Origin of the sequence: Kangiella geojedonensis (assembly GCF_000981765.1) — a bacterium.
GTDB classification, from domain to species: Bacteria; Pseudomonadota; Gammaproteobacteria; order Enterobacterales; family Kangiellaceae; genus Kangiella; species Kangiella geojedonensis.
Map to the genome: position 1 here is coordinate 78,271 of NZ_CP010975.1, position 21,438 is coordinate 99,708.

Genomic DNA, 21,438 nt, shown 5'->3' on the forward strand with positions numbered 1-21,438 from the left:
ATGTCTAAAACTACTGCGAAAAAAATACAAGCTGTCGATTGGGAAAAAGTCAAAGTAATCAGTTTTGATCTTGATGATACCTTGTGGGATAACACTGGAGTTATCGAAAAGTGCGAACAAGAGCTCTATAATTTTTTATGTCGGAAACACCCGCCTTTTGGGGAGCATTATTCAAAAGAAACCATGCACCGTGTATCAGAGCAATTCATAGCTCAAGATGTGCCGCACTTCGAAAACATGACCATATTACGCAAAGCCGTTATTGAGCACATGTTGTTAGAGACCGCTGGCGACTTAAACCTAGTCAACCAAGCATTCGGAGTTTTCTATTATTGGCGCAATCAAATTCAGATACCAGAACTCACTTATCAACTTTTAGACAAGCTAAACAAACAGTACAGCTTATTCGCCGTCAGTAACGGTAACTCGAACTTATACTGGCTGGGTTTAATGGACTACTTTGAAAAGCACTACATTGCTGGCGTCGATGGTCGCGCCAAACCGTCTGCTGATATGCTGCATAAAATCTGCGACTTAAAAAATATCGAACCACAAGAACTTCTACATATTGGTGATAACCATGACACCGATATTCAAAGCAGTATTAATGCAGATTGCCAGCATTTAGAAATTCACGTGAAGGATTTGGGAAAACTTTACGAAGGAGTTTGAGTTAATTATTTAAAATATGCCGCGAAAGAGCCGCGGCATATCAACTGTTTACTTTAATGAGCGTCTAACTTAACTCTTTCATATTATCCGCCATACCTTGAATCAAACGCTGCTTCGCTTCATGACTGGCCCAGGCAATATGTGGTGTGATTGCGATATTCGGAATGTCTGATGCGAGTAACGGGTTATTTAGGCTAGGAGGCTCAACAGATAGAACGTCGAGACCCGCACCGGCGATAACCTTATTCTTTAGCGCGATTGCCAAATCTTGTTCATTGATTACTGGGCCACGGGCTGTATTGATAACATAAGCGGTGGATTTCATTTGATGGAAGAAATCTTTGTTGAGTAAGTCTTTAGTTTCGTCAGTCAGTGGACAGTGAAGTGAGACGAAGTCAGCTTGTGGTAAGGCTTCGTCAAGCGTGACTTGGTTGTCGCGCATAGGACGGCCTGGGATGTTGGCGACGATAACCTTCATGCCAAAGGCTTGAGCCAGCTGTTCTACTTTTTTACCGATATTGCCGTAACCAATTAACGCTAGAGTTTTTCCTTCGAGCTCCATGATCGGAAAGTCAGTCAGGGTAAACATGCGGCTTTTCTGCCATGCGCCTTGAGCAGTGAGCTGATAATGTTCACAAGCGCGGGTGGCGAAATTAAGCATGAACTGAAGCGTCAGTTGCGCTACGGCAAAGGTAGAGTAGTCAGCAACATTAAAGCACTTAATATCGAGTTCTTTCGCTGCTTCTAAATCAATATTATTCATGCCAGTAGCAGCCAGCTGAATTACTTTTAGTTGGGGCAACTGCTTAAGTGTTTCGCCATCTAATACCACTTTATTAGTAATTACTACGTCGGCATCTTTACAGCGCTCAAGTACTTCTTCGGGTTTCGTAAGACCATAAACGTCAAAGTCATCAAAGCATTCAGCCAATGGCGTTAAGTCGGCGAGTGGCTGGTGTGATTTACCTTGCCAGTTACCTAGTGTATCGGCGTCTAGAAATACTGCTCGCATGATTGCTCCTAAATCGTATTACCTGATCGTGTTACCAGATGGGTTTAGCGTATTGAAAATGAAATGACATACATTTCATAAGGTTTGGCAGATTCAGTGCCAAAGTAAGCTTCGTACTGCCCTTTTTCAGCGGGCAACATTGTGCCAAGAGCCCCAGTGATCAGCAAGTAATCTTTATTGATGGGGTAGTTTACCGAAAGTAGCTTATTAATCATCCAGACCAAGGCTTCTTTTTGATCGCCCATGGCATCAGTTGCTACACCTTGAGTAACGACAGTGCCATTTTTTTTCAGGGTGGCCTGTAAGTCATTAACATGCTCGCTATCGAATGGCATGGTATTGCCCATGATAAATTGATTCGAAGCGACATTACTGGTAACTAATGTCACAGCGGTCATGTCACTTTTGCGGGCGAAGCGTAAATTTGGAAGCTCAACGATGGGAACTATAGCTCTTATATACTGGGGAAGCTCTTCGATGGTAATAGGTTTTGTGATGGGTTGACTTAGAATAAAGCCTAACTCAACTTCAAGCCGCAAGTCGTGATAGTTACCCAGCAAGTAAGCGCCTCGATTACGGCTAAAGCCACTTTTAAATAAAGCACCGACTAGTGGTTCGTCGACATTAAAAGCCGCTTGCCCCTTTTCGCTGGTTAATCCGGCCTTGTAACCGACGACTGGATCGCTAATGGCATGCTGCAGGACGCTAACTCGCTGTAATGCATAGGCGTCTTGCATCATTTTTTCTTCTTCAGAGGGCGCCAGCATGGAGCCGCATCCAGACAAAAGTAGGAAAACCGAGAAAAAGGGTAATAATAGTGTCGCTTTTTTCATACAATAGCCCATCAATCTAAAACTAGAACAAGCATAGCCTATATGGATGCCTCAAGCATAATCGAATCGTTAAATGATGCACAAACCGAAGCCGTGACTGCACCGAACAAAGCTTTGTTGGTGCTAGCAGGCGCTGGCTCGGGGAAAACTCGCGTATTGGTCCATCGAATTGCTTGGCTGGTTAAGGTGGAGCAAGTTTCCGCTCACTCGATTTTAGCGGTGACCTTTACCAATAAAGCGGCTAAAGAAATGCTTGGTCGGGTTGAAGATATGCTGGCAATGCCGGCGCGAGGTATGTGGGTCGGAACCTTCCACAGTATTGCGCACCGCTTATTACGCGCTCACTACCGAGATGCGGGCCTGCCCGAGGGCTTCCAAATTTTGGACGCCCAAGATCAGTTGCGCGTGATTAAGCGGGTGATGAAAGAGTTAAACCTCGATGACAATGAGTGGCCACCTAAGCAGGCGCAGTGGTTCATTAACGCCAAAAAGGATGATGGCTTACGTCCCGGAAATATTCAGCATCATGGTGACTTTTTTGTGAGCACCATGGTCAAAGTTTATTACGCTTATGAAGAAGCCTGTAAAACTGCCGGCTTAGTCGATTTCAACGAATTGTTACTACGTGCTTATGAGCTATGGGCCAATAATCCTCATCTATTGAAGCATTACCAAGAGCGTTTCCAGCACATTCTAGTTGACGAGTTCCAAGATACTAACGCTATTCAGTACGCCTGGATCCGCTTGCTGTGTCATGAAGGAAACCGAATTACTATTGTTGGCGATGACGATCAGTCGATTTACGGCTGGCGTGGTGCAAAAATTGAGAATATTCAACAGTTTGAGAATGACTTCCCGGACTGTAAGATTTCCCGCCTAGAGCAAAACTACCGTTCAACCAGCACTATCCTAAAAGCGGCGAACGCAGTGATCTCGTACAACAGTGATCGTATGGGCAAGAGCTTATGGACAGAGGGTAATGAAGGCGAGCCGATCACCATTTACTCAGCCTTTAATGAGCAAGAAGAGGCGCGCTTTATCGCCGCTAGAATCGAGGACTGGGTGCAACAGGGCAACAGTTATAACGATATTGCCATTCTGTACCGCAGTAATGCTCAATCGCGGATTCTGGAAGACGCCATGCTTAACCGCAACATTCCTTATCGTATTTATGGTGGCTTGCGATTCTTCGAGCGTGCAGAGATTAAAGATACCATGGCCTATTTGCGGTTAATGACCAACCGTGATGATGATGCTTCGTTTGAGCGTGTGGTCAATACACCCGCTCGCGGTTTGGGTGAAAAATCTGTGGACTTAATTCGCGCAAAAGCCCGAGAAGACGAGACATCTTTATGGCAGGCCGCGAGTAAGATGGTGGTCGATCAGCTGTTACCGCCACGTGCTCGCACAGCGATGGCAGGTTTCTTGCACTTAATCAATGAGCTGGATTCTAGCACCAAAGAAGTGGATTTGTGGGAGCAAACTGAAGTGGTCATCGAGCACTCAGGCTTAATGGACAAAGTGAGCAAAGAGAAGGGTGAAAAGGCCCAGGCACGCAAGGAAAACTTGCAGGAGCTGGTCAACGCGACTCGCGAGTTTGATCCCGATGAGATGATTCCTGAAGAAACGCCGGACATGACGCCATTGATGGCCTTTATCGCACATGCGTCATTAGAGGCAGGCGATACGCAGGCCGATGAATATCAAGAGTCGGTACAGATGATGACGTTACACTCAGCTAAGGGGTTAGAATTTCCTTTGGTGTTTATCGCTGGCATGGAAGAAAAATTATTCCCTCATCAAATGTCGCTTGATGAACCCGGTGGTTTAGAGGAAGAGCGTCGCTTGGCTTATGTGGGCATTACGCGTGCTATGCAGCAGCTGTATTTAACTCATGCTGAAAAGCGCCGTATGTGGGGGCGTGAAACTTACCCTTCAGTGTCTCGCTTTATCAGTGAAATACCAGCTGAGCTAATGACTGAGGTGCGGTTAAATACTCAGGTTCAGCGACCGGTTTTCCAAAAACAGTCGCCGATTAAGCGCAAAGGGCCGGAAGGTTTCCATTTGGGGCAACTAGTACAGCACCCTAAATTTGGAAAAGGGATTATTATTAATTATGAGGGAGAAGGGCCACAAGCTTCGGTTCAAGTGAACTTTGAAAAAGAAGGCTTAAAAAAGCTAATGTTAGCATATGCTAAATTAGAACCTTCTTCATAAGTCATTGATTTATAGTGAGATAATCTGAAATTTATTTGCCTTGTAACGCTTAGTAGCAAATTTGTAAAATATAAAAACTTATCCTTGATCTATTGATTCATTAACTGCTTTAATCCAAAAGCCTTGTTCGCAATGGAGAAGACAAAGTCTTTCCGATGAACAGGGCTTTTTTGTTTTTAAAGATAAGAGTTATAAACAAAATCCCACTACATTGAGTCATAATCTTATAGGGGTAGGTTAATGAATTTTAAAGTAAAGATGGCTTGTACAGCCACACTTCTAGCGATGGGCGTATCAGCTCACGCATCGGGTGCAATGGGTAAAACAACGATTACTGCACCAGCGGCTGATGAAGAAAATCAGCGCGTTATTGTGAAATTTAAGCCAGGACACGGTAAGCAAGCCAAATCAATGGCGCTTAAAGCTGGCGGTCAAATGAAAGTAAACCTGAAGCAGCACAACGCCTTTGCGATTGAAGTATCGCCACAAGCGTTAAAAGCACTTCAAAACAATCCAAACGTTGAATACGTCGAGCCTGACCACAAGCGTAAGTTACTGTCTACAAACTTAGACCTAACTGAAATTGAGCCATGGGGCATTTCTCGTGTGCAAGCGGATCTAGTCTCTGACAGCAATGCGGGTAACCGTACTGTTTGTATCATTGACTCAGGTTACGATATTAATAACTCAGATCTAGCAAGCAACAATCACTCAGGCACGAACGATTCTGGTACCGGTAACTGGTTTGAACCAGGCGGTTCTCACGGTACTCACGTAGCCGGTACGATTGCTGCTGTATCGAACAACTCTGGTGTTGTCGGTGTTATGCCAAACGCTAACGTAAACATTCACGTGATTAAAGTATTCAACGAGTCTGGTTGGGGCTATTCATCATCGCTCGTTGCTGCTGTAGATGAGTGTGTTAATAGTGGTGCTAACGTGATTAACATGAGCTTAGGTGGCGGCGGTTCGTCGAACACTGAGAAAAACGCTTTCCAAAACCATTTTGATAATGGTGTGTTAAGTATCGCAGCTGCTGGTAACGATGGTAACTCAAGCCACTCTTACCCAGCTTCATACGACGCTGTGGTTTCTGTAGCGGCTGTTGATTCAGGTAATAAGCACGCAAACTTCTCACAATATACGAGTCAAGTTGAGCTAGCAGGTCCAGGCGAAGCGATTCTATCAAGCGTGGGTATCGGCGACGGTTTCCTAGGTCAGCTAGAAGTTGGTGGCGTCGACTATTTCGAGAATGGTGTGGTTCCGCAAAACTTCTACAACAGCAGCTTGAGCTTTGATAACGCTGCAAATGTTGGTTCTGCATCAGGCACTTTAGGTGTTTGTACAACCTCGGGCACCAGTTATAACTGCCCAAGCATGACGGGTAAGATTTGTTTGGTTGAGCGTGGTGAAAACCAAGGCGACAACACAAGTTCTACGGAAAACAACTATCCTGAATACCGTGGTGTCGATGCGTGTATGGACGCTGGCGCGGAAGGTGTTGTAGTTTACAGTAATGCTGACCGTCCAGGTTTACAGCATCCTTTCCTTATCGACTTCAACAGCAAGATTGGTAACACGCCAGTGGTATCGGTTGATCGTGCTACAGGTCTAGAATTAGCAAATAAAGCTGGTCAAAGTGTGACGATGTCTAAAGACGGCGGTCAGGACTGGGAGTACTACAATGGTACTTCGATGGCGACGCCACACGTTGCAGGTGTTGCGGCACTAGCATGGAGCCACCACCCATCATGTACAGCTGCTCAAGTTCGTCAAGCATTAAAAGATACAGCGCTTGACCTTGATGTTGCTGGTCGTGATGACCGTACAGGTTATGGTTTGGTACAAACGCAAGCAGCAATTGCTGAGTTAGACTCAGTGTGTGGCGGCGGTAACCCACCTCCACCACCACCAAGCGGCAACGAGTTGACCAAAGGTGTAACGGTAACAGGCATTAGCGGTGCACAAGGTTCTGAAGTGTTCTATACATTTGAAGTTCCAGCGGGCGCAACTGACCTAACGTTTGATATGGCAGGTGGTTCTGGTGATGCTGATATGTATGTTCGTTTCGGCTCTGAGCCAACAACCAGTACTTACGATTGTCGTCCTTACAGAAGTGGTAACACTGAAAACTGCTCGTTTGCTTCACCTCAAGCAGGAACTTACCACGTGATGATCCGCGGTTATAGCTCGTACTCAAACACAAGCTTAACAGCTGATTACACTGACGCAGGTTCAAACCCTCCTGTGAACGACACCTTGAATGAGACTAATATCTCTGGTGCGAAAAATAGCACGCAATACTTCACGCTAGAAGTACCAGCGGGTCGTAGCTCGGTGTCTATCGTCATGTCTGGTGGCTCAGGTGATGCGGATCTTTATGTTCGCTTCGGTAGTCAGCCTACAACAAGCTCTTGGGATTGTCGTCCATACAAATATGGAAATAACGAGACTTGTACTTTGAGCGCGCAGGAAGGTACATACCACATCATGATTCGTGGTTATAGTTCCTTTTCAGGAGTTACTCTGGATGGTAGCTCTAGCTAGTCGTTCGACAAGCTTGATAAAAAAGGTCGCTTCGGCGACCTTTTTTTTCGCCTATATGGTGGCTTTAAGGGGCTTCATAGCCGAAATAAGGAATATTTCTGCGCGAGTTATCAAATCTGAATATTAAATCGTTGAATATTTGAATCATCTTTGTAGCCAGTGCTTTAATCAATATTGGCTCTAGATTGAACCTCTGAGCGAGGTAGGGTGAAAAGGTGTCATGGAGACGACAATTTATGGGGAAACAACCATAAATAGTATCAGAGTATCGTTGATGACAGTCTTTGGGGAGTACAAATACTCCCAGCTAGGGCAGTGGTTAATTAACGTTATATAGGGGTAATCATGAAGTTTACAATGAAAATAGCCTGTGCGGCGACGATCGTAGCTTTGGGCATGGCCGCTTACGCTGATCAAGAACGTGTCATCGTCACATTTAAAGAAGGTAAAGGTCCGTCGGTTAAAGCGATAGCAGCTAAAGCAGGCGGTAACATCAAAGTTGAGCTGAGCAATCAAAATGCTTTTGCAGTCGAAATGCCTGCAGCCGCTATTAACGGCTTACGAAATAATCCAAACGTTGAGTTTATTGAGCAGGATCTAAAGCGTTTCCCAATGGCCATATATGAGGATGATGTCGGTGATCCCACCACACAGCAACTGACGCCTTATGCCATTTATCAATCCCAAGCCGATCAATTATCACTGCAATCAGGACAAAAAGTCTGTGTGATTGACTCAGGTATCGCTGGTGCTGACGGTGAAACGGGTGGCAAGAACAACGATTTTGATTGGTCAGTGATTACGGGTACCAACGATTCGGGAACGGGCGATTGGTTCCGTGATGGTGGGCCACATGGTACCCACGTAGCTGGTACGGTTGGCGCTGAGGACAATGGATTTGGCGTTGTGGGTATGGCGCCAGGTGTGCCGATGCACATCATTAAAGTCTTTAACGCATCAGGCTGGGGTTACTCGTCGGACTTAGCTCATGCGGCTGAAAAATGTACGGAAGGTGGCGCTAACATCATTACCATGTCGCTTGGTGGTGGTGGCGCGAATAGCACTGAGGAAAATGCTTTTATCGACTTCACCAATAACGGCGGTTTGGTCTTAGCCGCAGCGGGTAACGATGGTAATACCGCACGATCTTATCCAGCTGGCTATAAGTCGGTAATGATGATCGGGGCTAACGATGGTGATAATAATATTGCCGACTTTTCGCAATTTCCAGACTGTACAGTCGGAAGTGGTGGCAGTGCTGAAACAGACGATGGTCACTGTGTCGAAGTGACGGCTGGTGGCGTTACTACCTTATCAACCTATCCAGCAGGCGGAGCTACACTATCCTCGGCGACGATTGACGGAACGGGGATTGCTTCAACCGGCATGGAAAACCACGGTGAGGCCAGTGGTGATACCTATTACATGGGGGTGGGCGATTCAACAGATGCTGGTGCTAACGGCAAAGTGTGTGTGATTGACCGTGGCGATATCAGTTTTCAGGATAAGACAGCCAACTGTGAGAACTCCGGTGGCATCGGCGCGATCATTGTCAATAATGAAGCCGGTTTGTTTAGTGGTACCTTAGGCAGTCCTAACCCAACAACAATTCCCGTAGTTGGCGCAGCGCTGGAAGATCGTGACGCAATTCTGGCTGCATCGACCGCTACGGTGTCGGTGGGACCAAGCGACTATGGTTACATGAGCGGTACTTCGATGGCGACGCCTGGGGTAGCGGGTGTGGCAGCGTTAGTCTGGTCACACTTCCCAAGTTGTACTGGTACTGAAATCCGTGACGCTTTAAAAGCAACAGCCGATGATCAGGGAGCACCAGGTCGCGACGACTATTTCGGTTACGGTATCGTCAAAGCGAAAAATGCTTATGATTATTTAACAGCAAACGGTTGTTCGGGCGGCCCAGTGGATACAGCACCAGTCGCTGACTTCACATATGCTTGTACAGACTTGAGCTGCGACTTTACGGATAACAGCAGTGATGACAACGGTATTTCAAGCTACAGCTGGGATTTTGGTGACGGTAATAACAGTACATCGGCTAGCCCTAGTCATACCTACGGTGCTGATGGCGACTACTCTGTGATATTGACTGTAACGGATACAGCGGGTCAAACTGACTCAAGTACCCAGACGGTAACTGTCACCAGTGGTGATCCTGGTGGCGATATTAGCTTGAGTTTGAATGGTTACAAAGTTAAGGGCCGTCATACTGTTGATTTGAGTTGGAGCGGTGCGACGAGTGCCAACGTTGATATTTATCGTAACGGTAGTGCATTAATCACCACGACGAACGACGGTGACTATACCGATGCGACGAATAATCGTGGCAAAGCCACTTATACTTATCAGGTGTGTGAGGCTGGAACCGCAAGCTGTTCAGAGCAGGTCAGCGTTAATCTTTAGCCAATTCTAAGTAGTACTTGAGTAAAAAAGGCGAGCTATTGGCTCGCCTTTTTATTCTAAAAACAAAAACAGATATCAACTTAATCATTGATAATCAGCAAGTTAAAAGAATCTATAAATTTCAGATAAATCCCTTTTATTTAACGTGTTATCGAGTTTGTTAAATTTCATGCATTAGAAAAATTATTGTTTGACATTAGTAAAGCTAAGCTGTTTAATTCGTACACAAGCTTCATCGACTATGGAAAGTTAGAACCTAACCCATGGCGATGGAGCTTTTTTATTGCTTAAAAGAATTACCAAAGGGGTAGAAATGAACTTTAAAATTAAAATGGCTTGTGCAGCGACTTTACTCGCGCTTGGCACAGCGGCACACGCAGAGCGTGTTATCGTATCGCATGATGATAATGGTCAAGGACTGAAGAAAGGCCAAAAAATATTGGCTGAAGGCAAAAACTGGTTTGCCGTAGATTTAGATGAGAAGGGGAAAAGCGCCATCCGTGGTAAGAAAGGCTTCAAAAAGATGGAAAAAGATTTGAAGCGTTTCCCAATGGCGATTTATAACGATGATGCGGGTGACCCATCAGCACAGCAGCTAACGCCTTATGCAGTATATCAATCACAAGCTGATCAACTGACGCTTGGCGCAGGCCAAAAAGTGTGTGTGATCGACTCAGGTATTGCTGGTGCTCAAGGTGAAACCGGCGGCAAGAATAACGATTTCGATTGGACAGTCATTACTGGTGATAGCGATTCAGGTACTGGCGATTGGTTTACTGATGGTGGCCCACACGGTACACACGTAGCAGGTACAGTAGGTGCAGCTGACAACGGTATCGGTGTTGTGGGTATGGCTCCTGGCGTTCCAATGCACATCATTAAAGTATTCAACGCATCAGGTTGGGGTTATTCATCAGATCTAGCGCACGCTGCTGATCTATGTACTCAAGCTGGCGCGAACATCATCACCATGTCACTTGGTGGCGGCGGCGCTAACAGCGTCGAAGAATCTGCGTTTGATACCTTCACTGCAAACGGTGGTCTTGTACTGGCGGCGGCAGGTAACGACGGTAACAGTGTACGTTCATACCCAGCAGGTTATAAATCAGTCATGATGATTGGCGCTAACGATGGCGACAATAACATTGCTGATTTCTCACAATTCCCATCAAATACCATGACGTCTGGTAAAGGTAAGCATGCAACAACTGAAACGCATGATGGTTATGGTGTCGAAGTGACAGCTGGTGGTGTTAATACATTATCGACTTATCCTTCAGGCGGTGCGAGCATCGCTAGCTTAACGGTTGACGGTGTAGGCGTTCCTGCAGCAGCAACTGACAACACGGGTTCAGTATCAGGTTCAACGTATTTCATGGGTACAGCAGAAGCGACTGATTCAGGCGCTAGCGGCAAAATCTGTGTAATCGACCGTGGTAATATTTCTTTCGCTGATAAAATCAACAACTGTGGCAACTCTGGCGGTATCGGCGCTATTGTTGTAAACAATGTTGCTGGCGAAGGTGTGGTATACATGGATATCACAGGCGTTACGACGAGCATCCCAGCGGTAGGTGCAGCTTATGAAGACCGTACAGCAATCGTCGGTTCATCCAATGCAGACATTAATTCTGGCGCAAGCGATTACGGCTACATGAGCGGTACATCGATGGCGACTCCAGCAGCAGCTGGTGTGGCAGCGTTAGTATGGTCAAATCACCCAAGCTGTTCAGGTACAGAAATTCGTACAGCAATGAAAGCAACGGCAGAAGACCAAGGCGCAGCTGGACGTGATGACTACTTCGGTTACGGTATCGTAAAAGCTAAATTAGCGAGCGACTACTTAACGGCTAATGGTTGTACAGGCGCTGTAGATGGTGGCGACGGTGGTGGCGATCCAGAGCCAGAGCCAGAACCATGTCGCGGTGGTCCTAAAAAATGTGGCTAATAACTGCTTAAACAGTTAAAGGTTACACAAAAGGCAGGGTTATCCCTGCCTTTTTTTGTGCAAAAATTTAATGCATTTTTGCATTAGAAATTCTAATTGGTTTAACCAGTCCTGCATTTGCGTTTAAAAACTTGTGATCATATTTTGATCCTGATATAAAGGCTTTCGCGTGTTTGTAACAAATTGTACACGTATAACAAAATATAATGTTTAAATCTTAAAATAGAAACAAATAAATTTAAAACCAAATGAGGGTAATATGAATCTAAAAATGAAAATGGCCTGTGCTGCAACCTTGCTAGCGCTAGGTACAGCAGCCCATGCGGAGCGAGTAATCGTATCCTATGACACTAATGGTCAAGGCTTAAAGAAAGGTCATAACGTCTTAGTTGAAGGCAAAAACTGGTTTGCCGTAGATTTAGATGAGAAGGGAAAAAGCACCATCCGTGGTAAGAAAGGTTTTAAGTCTATGGAAAAAGACGTAAAGCGTTTCCCAATGGGAATTTATAACGATGATTCGGGCGATCCAACTGCTCAGCAACTTACACCATACGCGGTATATCAGTCGCAAGCAGACCAGCTTGTCTTAGGGACTGGGCAAAAAGTCTGTGTGATCGACTCTGGTATTGCTGGTGCTGACGGCGAGACTGGCGGTAAAAATAATGATTTTGATTGGTCTGTAATTACCGGTGATAGCGATTCAGGTACTGGCGATTGGTTCCGCGACGGCGGCCCACACGGTACGCACGTAGCAGGGACAGTGGGTGCTGCAGATAACGGTATTGGTGTCGTAGGTATGGCTCCTGGCGTACCAATGCATATCATTAAAGTATTTAACAACGATGGCTGGGGCTATTCATCTGATTTGGCACACGCTGCAGACAAATGTACGCAAGCAGGTGCAAATATCATTACTATGAGCTTAGGTGGTGGTTTTGCGAATTCTACAGAAGAAAATGCATTCAACACTTTCACTGCTAATGGTGGTTTGGTGTTAGCAGCTGCAGGTAATGATGGAAATACCAGCCGTTCATACCCTGCGGGTTATAAATCAGTGATGATGATTGGTGCGAATGACAATAACAACCAAATTGCGTCTTTCTCACAACATCCAAGCTGTACAGAAAAAGGCAAAACTGATGATGGTTACTGTGTAGAAGTGACTGCTGGTGGTGTTAACACACTATCGACATACCCTGCAGGTGGCGCGACTCTTTCTTCGGCATCAATTGATGGCGTAGGTATTGCGTCAGCTGGCATGGAAAACAACGGTGATGCAAGTGGAAATACATACTATATGGGGCTAGGCACTTCTACGGACGCTGGAGCAAACGGAAATATATGTGTAATCGATCGTGGTGAAATTAGTTTCCACGACAAGGTTGCGAACTGTGAAAACTCTGGTGGTATTGGTGCAATTATCATTAATAACGAATCAGGGATGTTGTACGGAACCTTAGGTGATACCAACACAACAACGATTCCTGCGGTAGGTACAGCTCTTGAAGATCGTGATGCGATTTTAGCAGCAACAAATGCTACGGTATCTGTGGGTCCTAGCGATTATGGTTATATGAGCGGCACATCAATGGCAACTCCTGCTGTTGCAGGCGTATCTGCGCTAGTTTGGTCAAACCATCCAAGCTGTTCGGGTACTGAAATCCGTAACGCTCTAAAGGCGTCAGCTGAAGATCAAGGTGCCGCTGGTCGTGATGACTATTTCGGTTATGGTATTACCAAAGCGAAAGCTGCCAGTGATTACTTAACTGCGAACGGTTGTACCGGATCAGTGGATGATGGCGACGACGGTGGTTCATGTAAGGGTGGACCAAAAAAATGCGGCTAATCACCGGCATGTAAATAAAAAAGACGGGTTAAACCCCGTCTTTTTTTTGAGTTTTAGCATAATAAAACAATGCCTATTTGCATTAGAAAAAATAATTGGTATTACCAGTGGTTGTATTATCAGGAAAAACTTGTGATCAATTTTTGTACTTGTTATAAAGCTGTTTGCATTTGTAACAAATTGTACAGTGCATAACAAAATGTAATGCAAATAGCATTACAAGAAAAGCAATAAATCACATTCAAAAAACACCAAATGAGGGTAATATTTAATGAAAAAAACATTAATAGCCAGTGCAGTTGGCATGGCATTCGTATCTGCACAAGCAATAGCTGAAAAACCAACTTTTACAACCAGTGAAGAATTAAACGTGCAAAATCGTTGCATCATCACTTTTCATGACAGCGTAGCGAAAAATCAAGTCAAAGGTTTGGCTAATGGTTTAGCGCAACGAGCAAATGCTTCGGTTCGTCATGTTTATCAAAACTCAATCAAAGGCTTTACCGTCAATGCACCTTGTACAGCGGCTGAGAAAGCCTTTGGTGGTGACATGAATGTTAAGCGTATGTCTCCCGATGGGGTAGTAAGCGTAAGTTTTGCTGGTCCTCCCGGAGGTGGTGGCAGTGAAGGTCAAACAACACCTTATGGCACAACTCGAGTTGGCGGTCCAGTTGACGGTACCGGTTATACCGCTTGGGTAATTGATAGCGGCATTGACTTGGATCATCCAGACTTAAACGTTGACTCTAGTCGTGGTTTTACCGCAATTACTCAAGGTGGCGGCGGTATGGATGACGAAAATGGTCACGGTACTCACGTAGCGGGCACGATTGGTGCGATTGATAATACCATCGACTCTTTGGGGGTTGCGCCAAACACAACCGTAGTACCAGTACGAGTTCTAGACCGTCGTGGTTCTGGCTCTTACTCTGGCGTTATCGCTGGTGTGGATCACGTTGGCGCTAATGCATCCCCTGGTGATTGTGCAAACATGAGCTTGGGTGGGCCTGTAAGCCAAGAATTGGATGATGCTGTGATTGCTGCGTCGGAAAACTCAGGAGCTTTCTTTGTTATTGCGGCGGGTAATGATGGTGATGACGCTAACAATTATTCACCGGCACGTGCCAATGGCTCAAACGTTTGGACAATTTCTGCGACAGATTCAAGTGATGTAATGGCATCTTGGTCTAACTATGCGAACCCACCTGTAGACTATGCTGCACCTGGCGTTGGCGTATTCTCATTATGGAAAGATGGCGGAACTAACACTATTTCAGGTACTTCAATGGCATCACCACACGCTTGTGCTGTGATTATGTTGACGGGCGGCAACCCTAATACTGACGGTAATGCTACAAATGATCCAGATGGAAATCCAGACCCAATTATCCACCTTTAATAGAAAGTGGGTAGTAGGATAAAAATGAAAGCGCCCTTCGGGGCGTTTTTTCTGAGGTAGGAAAAGCGTCTAAAGTTTAAGGTATTAGTTATTTTGAGTATAAAGCTGTGTGAGTTAATGAATAAACAATAATATACAGCCGAGGTTTATAGATAAATTAATATAATTGGTATAACCAGTAGTGATAATAATAAATAATGCTTGATCGTTAAATAACCAATTGATATAACACTGGGGTCGAGCGGATTCTACTAATAAAAACAGAGCTTTAAAAGCAAAGTAGGACCCAACATTCAAAAAACCAAATGGGGTAATTTCCTAATGAAAAAAACTGTAATCGCCAGTGCTGTAGGCATGGCAATCGTATCGACACAATCACTAGCTGTGGAGCCAACTTATTCATCGAACGATGAACTAAACGTGCAAAACCGTTGTATCATTACTTTACATGACAGCGTCAATGCGTCAGAAGTAAAAGGTCTTGCTAAAGGTATGGCCCAGCGTGCTAACGCATCAGTGCGTCATGTTTATAAAAATTCAATAAAAGGATTTACGGTCAACGCGCCATGTCACGCGGCTGAAAAAGCATTTGGTGGGGACATGAATATTAAGCGTATGTCTCCAGACGGTGTCGTACGTGTGAGCTTTAAAGGTAAGCCAGGCGGTGGTGGCGGCGGTGGCGGCCAAACAACACCGTGGAGTGTCACTCGTGTAGGTGGTGCTCAAAGTGGCGCTGGTTATACGGCATGGGTTCTAGATACGGGTATCGATACTGATCATGGTGATCTGAATGTTGATGCTAGCCGTGGATTTACAGCATTTACAAAAGGTAAGGACGCTAACACTGACGACGGTAACGGCCATGGTACTCACGTAGCGGGTACAATCGCAGCAATCGACAATACTCAAGATGTAGTGGGTGTTGCTGCTGGCGCAACAGTGGTTCCAGTGAAAGTACTTGATTCACGTGGTTCTGGCTCATACTCAGGCGTAATCGCTGGTGTTGACCATGTTGCAGCAAATGCTTCAGCAGGTGACTGTGCGAACATGAGCCTAGGTGGCCCTGTAAGCCAGGAACTAGATGATGCAGTAGAAGCCGCAGCTCAAAGCTCAGGCGCTTACTTCGTTCTAGCGGCAGGTAATGACGGCGATCATGCAAGCAACCACTCGCCAGCGCGTGCTAACGGTAACCGCGTATTTACCATCTCAGCGACTGACTCAAACGACAATATGCCTTCATGGTCTAACTATGGTAACCCACCTGTTGATTATGCTGCGCCAGGTGTAAGCATTTTGTCATTACGTAACGGTGGCGGAACAACAACGATGTCAGGTACGTCAATGGCTGCTCCAGCGGCGTGTGCTGTGATTATGTTGAAAAACGGTAATCCAAGCACTGACGGTACAGCGGGTAATGATCCAGACGGTAACCCGGACCCAATCATTCACCTGTAATCGGTAGAATGTTCTAAAAAGGTCGCTTCGGCGGCCTTTTTTTATGGTAGTAGAATAGCAAACATCCTGTGAAATCAGTCACATAATCGATGAGTATTTACACAGGGCGAAATAATGCTGTGTCACAATATTTTGATGAACAGTTTTGCTTTAACACCATACTACCCCTTAGTGTTAAAGTTTAAGCCCCGCTTTGTTGCGGGGCTTATTTTGGCACTTTACTGTTTATGATTGGTTGCTTTGATTCTGTTGGCCGTACATTTGAGCCGCGCGTTGATACTGCACCCAGCTCGTTAAAATGTATTTATCGTTGGAGACGGGCTTCTGACCGCGATGAGTATGGGTAAACCCAGCAGGCGCAATAACCAATGAACCTTGTTTTGGTTTGCTTTGAACATTCTGATAAAAGAACTCAGTTTCACCGCCTTCTTCAACGTCATTCAAATAAAACATCCACAACAAAGTACGGTGTAACGAGTCTTGATTAGGGTCATTAGGATGTGGGTAATGCTCAGAGTGCCAGTGGAAGTAGCCACCTTCACCCTTATCATACTTCTGTGCGTTAACTGGTCCTAGTCGATAAACGGCTTGAATAAACTGTGCTAAGCTTTGGTCGTCCATCTTTTCGACGTCTACATAGCTCAATTGCTCCATTTCACCCTCTTGGTTCTGGAACATTAACGACACAGCCCCAGCCAATAAAAAAGGATATTGACGGACATAGTGGATCATCCCACGCAACACAACATTTTGGATATGTTGCATTTCTTCCTGCCACTCATCAGGATACTGCGTGATGGTAATATCCGTACTATTTTTCTTAATTTTATCAACGCCATGCCCCGTTTCGCCCTGACGTTTATGTGAGCTTTGCTCAAATTTCTCGATACACTTATTACAAAATTCAGGATCGAGCGCTTGCTCATAAATATTAATAAAACTCGACATCAATGCCCCCGCATGGTCTTTTTTTAATCAAAGTTGCCATAGCTTATTATAGTCGGTACATTGATGCCAGAAATCGCCAAAAAAACTTTAGAATAGGGCGTTGAGACTAATAGCAGGTTAATTATGAAAAGAAGAAACTTCATTGGCGCCCTTGGGGCTGGCGCCGCCGTTGCTGGACTGACCGCTTGTAACAATAGTGGCAGCGAGACGAAAGCTACACCCGTCGAAAAGTGGGACGGCGAGGTCATTAAATGGACCATGATCACGACATGGCCGAAAAACTTTGCTGGCCTTGGCGAAGGCGCGGAATACTTAGCCAAGCTGATAAACCGCTTAAGTGGCGGTCGCATGGAAGTTAAAGTCTATGGTTCTGGCGAACTGGTACCAGCGTTACAAGTTTTCGAATCTGTCGCCAGTGGCGCCGCCCAAATTGGTCACGGCGCCTCTTATTATTGGAAAGGCAAGTTGCCAATGACGCCATTTTTTGCTGCCGTTCCTTTTGGCTTAAATGCGCAAGAAATGAACGGCTGGTTATTACATGGTGGTGGTTTAGACTTGTGGCGGGAGTTATACGAACCCTTGGGGTTAATTCCAGAACCTTGTGGTAATACTGGCGTACAAATGGCAGGCTGGTTTAACAAAGAAATCAACTCGCTAGCTGACTTAAAAGGAATGAAAATGCGCATTCCTGGCCTTGGCGGTGAAGTATGGCGACGCGCAGGAGGGATTCCAGTTTTGATGCCAGGAAGCGAAGTCTTTACCTCCTTAGAGACAGGAGCGATAGACGCTGCTGAATGGGTCGGCCCTTATAACGACTTGGCTTTCGGCTTGTTTAAAGCGGCGCGTTATTATTATTACCCAGGCTGGCATGAGCCAGGTACGACGCTCGAAGCCCTAATCAATAAAAAGGCCTATGAAGCGCTACCCAAAGATTTACAGGAAATTGTAACAACAGCATGCCGTACAGCGAATGCGGATCTATTGGCAGACTTTACCGCTAAAAATAACGAAGCATTGCAAACGTTAATTACAAAACATGGCGTTGAACTACGTGAGCTACCGAAAGAAGTATTAAGGGAATTAGAAGCAATTTCTGAGGATATGCTAAAAGAGCAGGCTGTGACAGAATTAGATCAAAGAATCTTACAGTCTTTCATGGAATTTAAAGAGCAAGCTAAAACGTGGCATCGAGTGTCTGAGCAGAGTTACTACGACGCCAGGCGGTAAGGTTTCGGAAAAGGAACCTGCTTTATTTAACTTATTAGTAAGTTGGAAGCTAGCCTTCCAACACTTTTATCTTATGTCCCAATAACTTGGTAAATACCGGCTGTGCAATTGTTGCGTCGGAGCTGGTGTAAAAGCGATCTTGCTGGTGTGGCTCGTTGTTAAACAAGTCATTGGTAGCGAGTACGCGGGTCAGTTGAAGAGAGACAGCGTCTGCGGTATCCAACAGTTTCAAGGGGCTAGCGCCAGCAGCCTTTTTGATGCTTTTTGCAAGGAAAGGGTAGTGGGTGCAACCTAAAACAAGGGTGTCGACCTTGTAGTTAAGAAAAGGTTGTAAGTAATCGTTGATAAGTTGCATGGTTTTTGGGCTATCTAGTTCGCCAGCTTCTACTTGCTCAACGAAGCCATGACAGGCTGCTTGATGTATTGAAACGTCTCGGGCAAATTGCGCAACCAAACGTTGGTAACGAGTACTATCTAAGGTGTTTTCTGTGGCAAAGACGCCGATGTGGCCTGTTCGAGTGAGAGCGGCCGCTGGTTTTATCGCTGGCTCGATGGCGATGATGGGTAAGTCGTACTCTGCTCTTAACCAATCAGCCATAAGGGCAGTTGCCGTATTGCATGCAATGACCATGGCTTTGGCATTATGTTTTAAAAAAAACTCAGCAATATACTGGCAACGTTTATGCAAACTTTCCTTGGGCAATTTGCCGTAAGGCGCGTAGGCGGAGTCTGCGAAATAGACGATGTTCTCATTTGGTAAGTGCTTGCGAATGGCTTGATATACTGAGAGGCCACCAACACCTGAATCAAAAACACCAATAGGATTGTTAGTCATAAATGTTCTCAATTAGTTGATAGCGGCGGGTAGCCAGGTTGATAGTTGTGGCCAAAATGCAATCAGAGCAAGCACGATAGCTTGAATACCGATAAACGGAATAACACCACGATAGATTTGAGCCGTTTTAATTTGCTTCGGGGCAACGCCTCGGAGGTAGAACAGTGCAAAGCCAAAGGGCGGTGTTAAGAACGATGTTTGGAGATTAATAGCAATCAGTACGCCAAGCCAAATCGGATCGGCACCCATCATCAATAAAACAGGGCCAATGATTGGAACCACCACAAAAGTAATTTCGATAAAGTCGAGAATAAAGCCAAGTAAAAACATCACGATCATGACGATCAACAATGCCGTAAATAAGCCACCCGGTAATTCTGTAAAGAAGTGACGAATCATTTCATCGCCGCCATACATACGGAATACTAACGAGAAAATTGAAGCGCCGATTAAAATCAAGAATACCATGCTGGTCGTCTTGACGGTCGATTGCATCACGTCTTGTAAACGCTTGAGAGTGAGTTGCCGACGCATAATGGCAAGTAATATGGCGCCAAAGGCTCCGATAGCTGCGGCTTCGGTTGGGGTTGCGATGCCGTAAAGTATCGAGCCTAGCACAGCAACGATCAGGATCAGCGGCAACGATAAACTCTTTATCGCGCGGAAGATGGCTTGTCTTAGCTCGGATTCATCAATCTCCATCGCTGGCGCATCTTTTGGGCGATGCCAAGCGACAAATGCTATGTAAAGCATATAGCCGACAACGAGCATAATTCCTGGAATTACGGCACCCATGAATAAGTCACCTATCGAGGCGACTTGATCGGTTTCGAGACCTTGGCCCTTTGCTTCGGTCATGGCGTTAGCTAATACATCACCCAATAGTACTAAAACAATCGAAGGGGGGATAATTTGGCCTAAGGTTCCTGAAGCACAAATGACGCCAGTAGCCAGTTCAGGCTTGTAGCCACGTTTTAACATTGCAGGAAGGGAGAGAAGCCCCATGGTGACGACCGTCGCGCCGACAATGCCGGTGCTCGCTGCAAGGAGCATTCCGACAATCGTTACGGCAAAACCCATGCCGCCTCGCAGTTTACCAAAGAGCGTTGCCATGGATTCGAGAAGATCTTCCGCTATTTTGGTGCGCTCTAACATCAGTCCCATGAATATAAAGAGGGGCACTGCAATTAAGGTGCTGCGATCCATGATTTTAAACAGGCGCCCCGCCATAAAGTTTAGTTGTACGGGCTCTAGTAAGCCGGTCATGGCGCCAATGGCAACAAAAATTAGGGAGGTGCCAGCGAGTGAGAAAGCAACGGGATAACCCCACAATAACACCCCGCAAACTGCGAGGAATAAAAGGAGTGGCATTAACTCAAACATGACCATGCTCCTCTTGGCTAAGTTCATCAGAGGCTATAAAAAAAGGCGGCTCTGACCAGCCTGCTAGAAAGGTCATGCACTTCAATGAGTCAGAAAAACCTTGCAAAATAAGTGCCAGCGGCATGGCTAACAGCAATGTTTTAAGGCCATACATGAAAGGAATACCCCCCGGCTGGTTGGAACCTTCGTTTAACGCCCAACTGAAAGCCACGTAATCTTTGCAGTAAACAAATATGAAGGCACATACCGGCAGTAACAAGCATAAGAAACCGAGAATATTGACCACGGCTTTTTTCTTTGGAGAGAAGCTCTGATAAAACACATCAACACGAACATGGTCATTGTGTTTCAGTGCGTATGCTGCGCCTAACATGAAGACGATAGCATGCATATAGGTAATGGATTCTTGCAGCGCAATAGCGCTCAAATCGAACCAGTTACGAAGGATGAGAACTGAGACAACGGTGATGACCATGAATAAGGTTAGCCAAGCAATGATCCGCCCCATCCATTCGGTAAAATTGTCTAGAAGTCTCGTTAATGTGAGCGTCGTTGATTTTAGCATTATGACTCTTTTGGACTCTGCTCTTAATGTAATTCCATAAGTTATCCACAGCGACGTTACAGTGTAAACTCGCTGTTAGTTAAAGTGCAGCCTTTACTTGGCTCGGTAACTTATTGAATTATATGGATTT

The 21,438-nt window shown here is 45.5% G+C and carries 15 protein-coding genes; 9 read left to right on the forward strand and 6 right to left on the reverse strand.

What is annotated here, in order from left to right; all coding sequences use genetic code 11:
* On the forward strand, nt 1–672 hold the full coding sequence (locus tag TQ33_RS00410; protein WP_046560311.1) for an HAD-IA family hydrolase: 672 nt from the start codon (nt 1–3) through the stop codon (nt 670–672).
* Nucleotides 673–736: 64 nt separating this feature from the next.
* On the opposite strand, the gene TQ33_RS00415 is transcribed toward TQ33_RS00410, so the two are convergent.
* Both TQ33_RS00415 and TQ33_RS00420 read right to left on the reverse strand, forming a co-directional pair.
* Nucleotides 737–1,684 (reverse strand): D-2-hydroxyacid dehydrogenase, encoded by a 948-nt coding sequence (locus tag TQ33_RS00415; protein ID WP_046560312.1) that lies wholly within the window; start codon nt 1,682–1,684, stop codon nt 737–739.
* 44 nt (nt 1,685–1,728) lie between these two features.
* Entirely contained in the window at nt 1,729–2,517 is a 789-nt protein-coding gene (locus TQ33_RS00420) for a 2-keto-4-pentenoate hydratase (RefSeq protein ID WP_046560313.1), read from the reverse strand.
* Nucleotides 2,518–2,559: 42 nt separating this feature from the next.
* Between TQ33_RS00420 and uvrD the strand changes: the two genes are divergently transcribed.
* From uvrD to TQ33_RS00455, 7 genes are all read left to right on the forward strand, one after another.
* Entirely contained in the window at nt 2,560–4,734 is a 2,175-nt protein-coding gene (gene uvrD / locus TQ33_RS00425; RefSeq protein WP_046560314.1) for a DNA helicase II, read from the forward strand.
* A 240-nt stretch (nt 4,735–4,974) separates the two neighbouring features.
* On the forward strand, nt 4,975–7,281 hold the full coding sequence (locus tag TQ33_RS00430; RefSeq protein ID WP_046560315.1) for a S8 family serine peptidase: 2,307 nt from the start codon (nt 4,975–4,977) through the stop codon (nt 7,279–7,281).
* Nucleotides 7,282–7,626: 345 nt separating this feature from the next.
* Entirely contained in the window at nt 7,627–9,702 is a 2,076-nt protein-coding gene (locus TQ33_RS00435; RefSeq protein ID WP_046560316.1) for a S8 family serine peptidase, read from the forward strand.
* Between the two features lie 313 nt (nt 9,703–10,015).
* A complete protein-coding gene (locus TQ33_RS00440; RefSeq protein WP_052735138.1) occupies nt 10,016–11,650 on the forward strand; it encodes a S8 family serine peptidase in 1,635 nt (544 codons plus the stop codon).
* A 259-nt stretch (nt 11,651–11,909) separates the two neighbouring features.
* Nucleotides 11,910–13,496: a S8 family serine peptidase gene (locus tag TQ33_RS00445; RefSeq protein ID WP_052735139.1), complete on the forward strand. Its 1,587-nt coding sequence runs from the start codon at nt 11,910–11,912 to the stop codon at nt 13,494–13,496.
* Between the two features lie 271 nt (nt 13,497–13,767).
* Nucleotides 13,768–14,895 (forward strand): S8 family serine peptidase, encoded by a 1,128-nt coding sequence (locus tag TQ33_RS00450; protein WP_046560317.1) that lies wholly within the window; start codon nt 13,768–13,770, stop codon nt 14,893–14,895.
* 321 nt (nt 14,896–15,216) lie between these two features.
* Nucleotides 15,217–16,350, forward strand: coding sequence for a S8 family serine peptidase (locus TQ33_RS00455; RefSeq protein ID WP_046560318.1), 1,134 nt, complete (start codon nt 15,217–15,219; stop codon nt 16,348–16,350).
* A gap of 225 nt (nt 16,351–16,575) precedes the next feature.
* Here TQ33_RS00455 and TQ33_RS00460 read toward each other — a convergent pair whose 3' ends face one another.
* Entirely contained in the window at nt 16,576–17,298 is a 723-nt protein-coding gene (locus tag TQ33_RS00460) for a 2OG-Fe(II) oxygenase (RefSeq protein WP_046560319.1), read from the reverse strand.
* A gap of 120 nt (nt 17,299–17,418) precedes the next feature.
* On the opposite strand from TQ33_RS00460, the gene TQ33_RS00465 reads away from it, so the two are divergent.
* Entirely contained in the window at nt 17,419–18,525 is a 1,107-nt protein-coding gene (locus tag TQ33_RS00465) for a TRAP transporter substrate-binding protein (protein WP_046560320.1), read from the forward strand.
* Between the two features lie 49 nt (nt 18,526–18,574).
* Here the strand turns inward: TQ33_RS00465 and murI are convergent, their stop codons facing one another.
* From murI to TQ33_RS00480, 3 genes are read right to left on the reverse strand one after another with little or no spacing between them, the layout of a single operon-like run.
* Nucleotides 18,575–19,360 carry a glutamate racemase gene (gene murI / locus TQ33_RS00470; RefSeq protein ID WP_046560321.1) on the reverse strand — a complete coding sequence of 262 codons (786 nt, stop codon included), beginning with the start codon at nt 19,358–19,360 and terminating at the stop codon, nt 18,575–18,577.
* 12 nt (nt 19,361–19,372) lie between these two features.
* Complete coding sequence (locus TQ33_RS00475; protein ID WP_169745453.1) at nt 19,373–20,743, reverse strand: TRAP transporter large permease; 1,371 nt, start codon at nt 20,741–20,743, stop codon at nt 19,373–19,375.
* Nucleotides 20,736–21,308, reverse strand: coding sequence for a TRAP transporter small permease subunit (locus TQ33_RS00480; RefSeq protein ID WP_046560323.1), 573 nt, complete (start codon nt 21,306–21,308; stop codon nt 20,736–20,738). Before TQ33_RS00480 ends, TQ33_RS00475 begins: the two co-directional genes overlap by 8 nt.
* Nucleotides 21,309–21,438 lie beyond the last annotated feature (130 nt).

What these genes read in the sequence shown, in the direction of transcription:
- TQ33_RS00435 (WP_046560316.1), top strand. Translation starts at nt 7,627, where the DNA reads ATGAAGTTTACAATGAAAATAGCCTGTGCGGCGACGATCGTAGCTTTG.
- TQ33_RS00450 (WP_046560317.1), top strand. Translation starts at nt 13,768, where the DNA reads ATGAAAAAAACATTAATAGCCAGTGCAGTTGGCATGGCATTCGTATCT.
- TQ33_RS00475 (WP_169745453.1), bottom strand. Translation starts at nt 20,743, where the DNA reads ATGTTTGAGTTAATGCCACTCCTTTTATTCCTCGCAGTTTGCGGGGTG.
- TQ33_RS00445 (WP_052735139.1), top strand. Translation starts at nt 11,910, where the DNA reads ATGAATCTAAAAATGAAAATGGCCTGTGCTGCAACCTTGCTAGCGCTA.
- TQ33_RS00460 (WP_046560319.1), bottom strand. Translation starts at nt 17,298, where the DNA reads ATGTCGAGTTTTATTAATATTTATGAGCAAGCGCTCGATCCTGAATTT.
- TQ33_RS00430 (WP_046560315.1), top strand. Translation starts at nt 4,975, where the DNA reads ATGAATTTTAAAGTAAAGATGGCTTGTACAGCCACACTTCTAGCGATG.
- uvrD (WP_046560314.1), top strand. Translation starts at nt 2,560, where the DNA reads ATGGATGCCTCAAGCATAATCGAATCGTTAAATGATGCACAAACCGAA.
- murI (WP_046560321.1), bottom strand. Translation starts at nt 19,360, where the DNA reads ATGACTAACAATCCTATTGGTGTTTTTGATTCAGGTGTTGGTGGCCTC.
- TQ33_RS00480 (WP_046560323.1), bottom strand. Translation starts at nt 21,308, where the DNA reads ATGCTAAAATCAACGACGCTCACATTAACGAGACTTCTAGACAATTTT.
- TQ33_RS00415 (WP_046560312.1), bottom strand. Translation starts at nt 1,684, where the DNA reads ATGCGAGCAGTATTTCTAGACGCCGATACACTAGGTAACTGGCAAGGT.
- TQ33_RS00410 (WP_046560311.1), top strand. Translation starts at nt 1, where the DNA reads ATGTCTAAAACTACTGCGAAAAAAATACAAGCTGTCGATTGGGAAAAA.
- TQ33_RS00440 (WP_052735138.1), top strand. Translation starts at nt 10,016, where the DNA reads ATGAACTTTAAAATTAAAATGGCTTGTGCAGCGACTTTACTCGCGCTT.
- TQ33_RS00455 (WP_046560318.1), top strand. Translation starts at nt 15,217, where the DNA reads ATGAAAAAAACTGTAATCGCCAGTGCTGTAGGCATGGCAATCGTATCG.
- TQ33_RS00420 (WP_046560313.1), bottom strand. Translation starts at nt 2,517, where the DNA reads ATGAAAAAAGCGACACTATTATTACCCTTTTTCTCGGTTTTCCTACTT.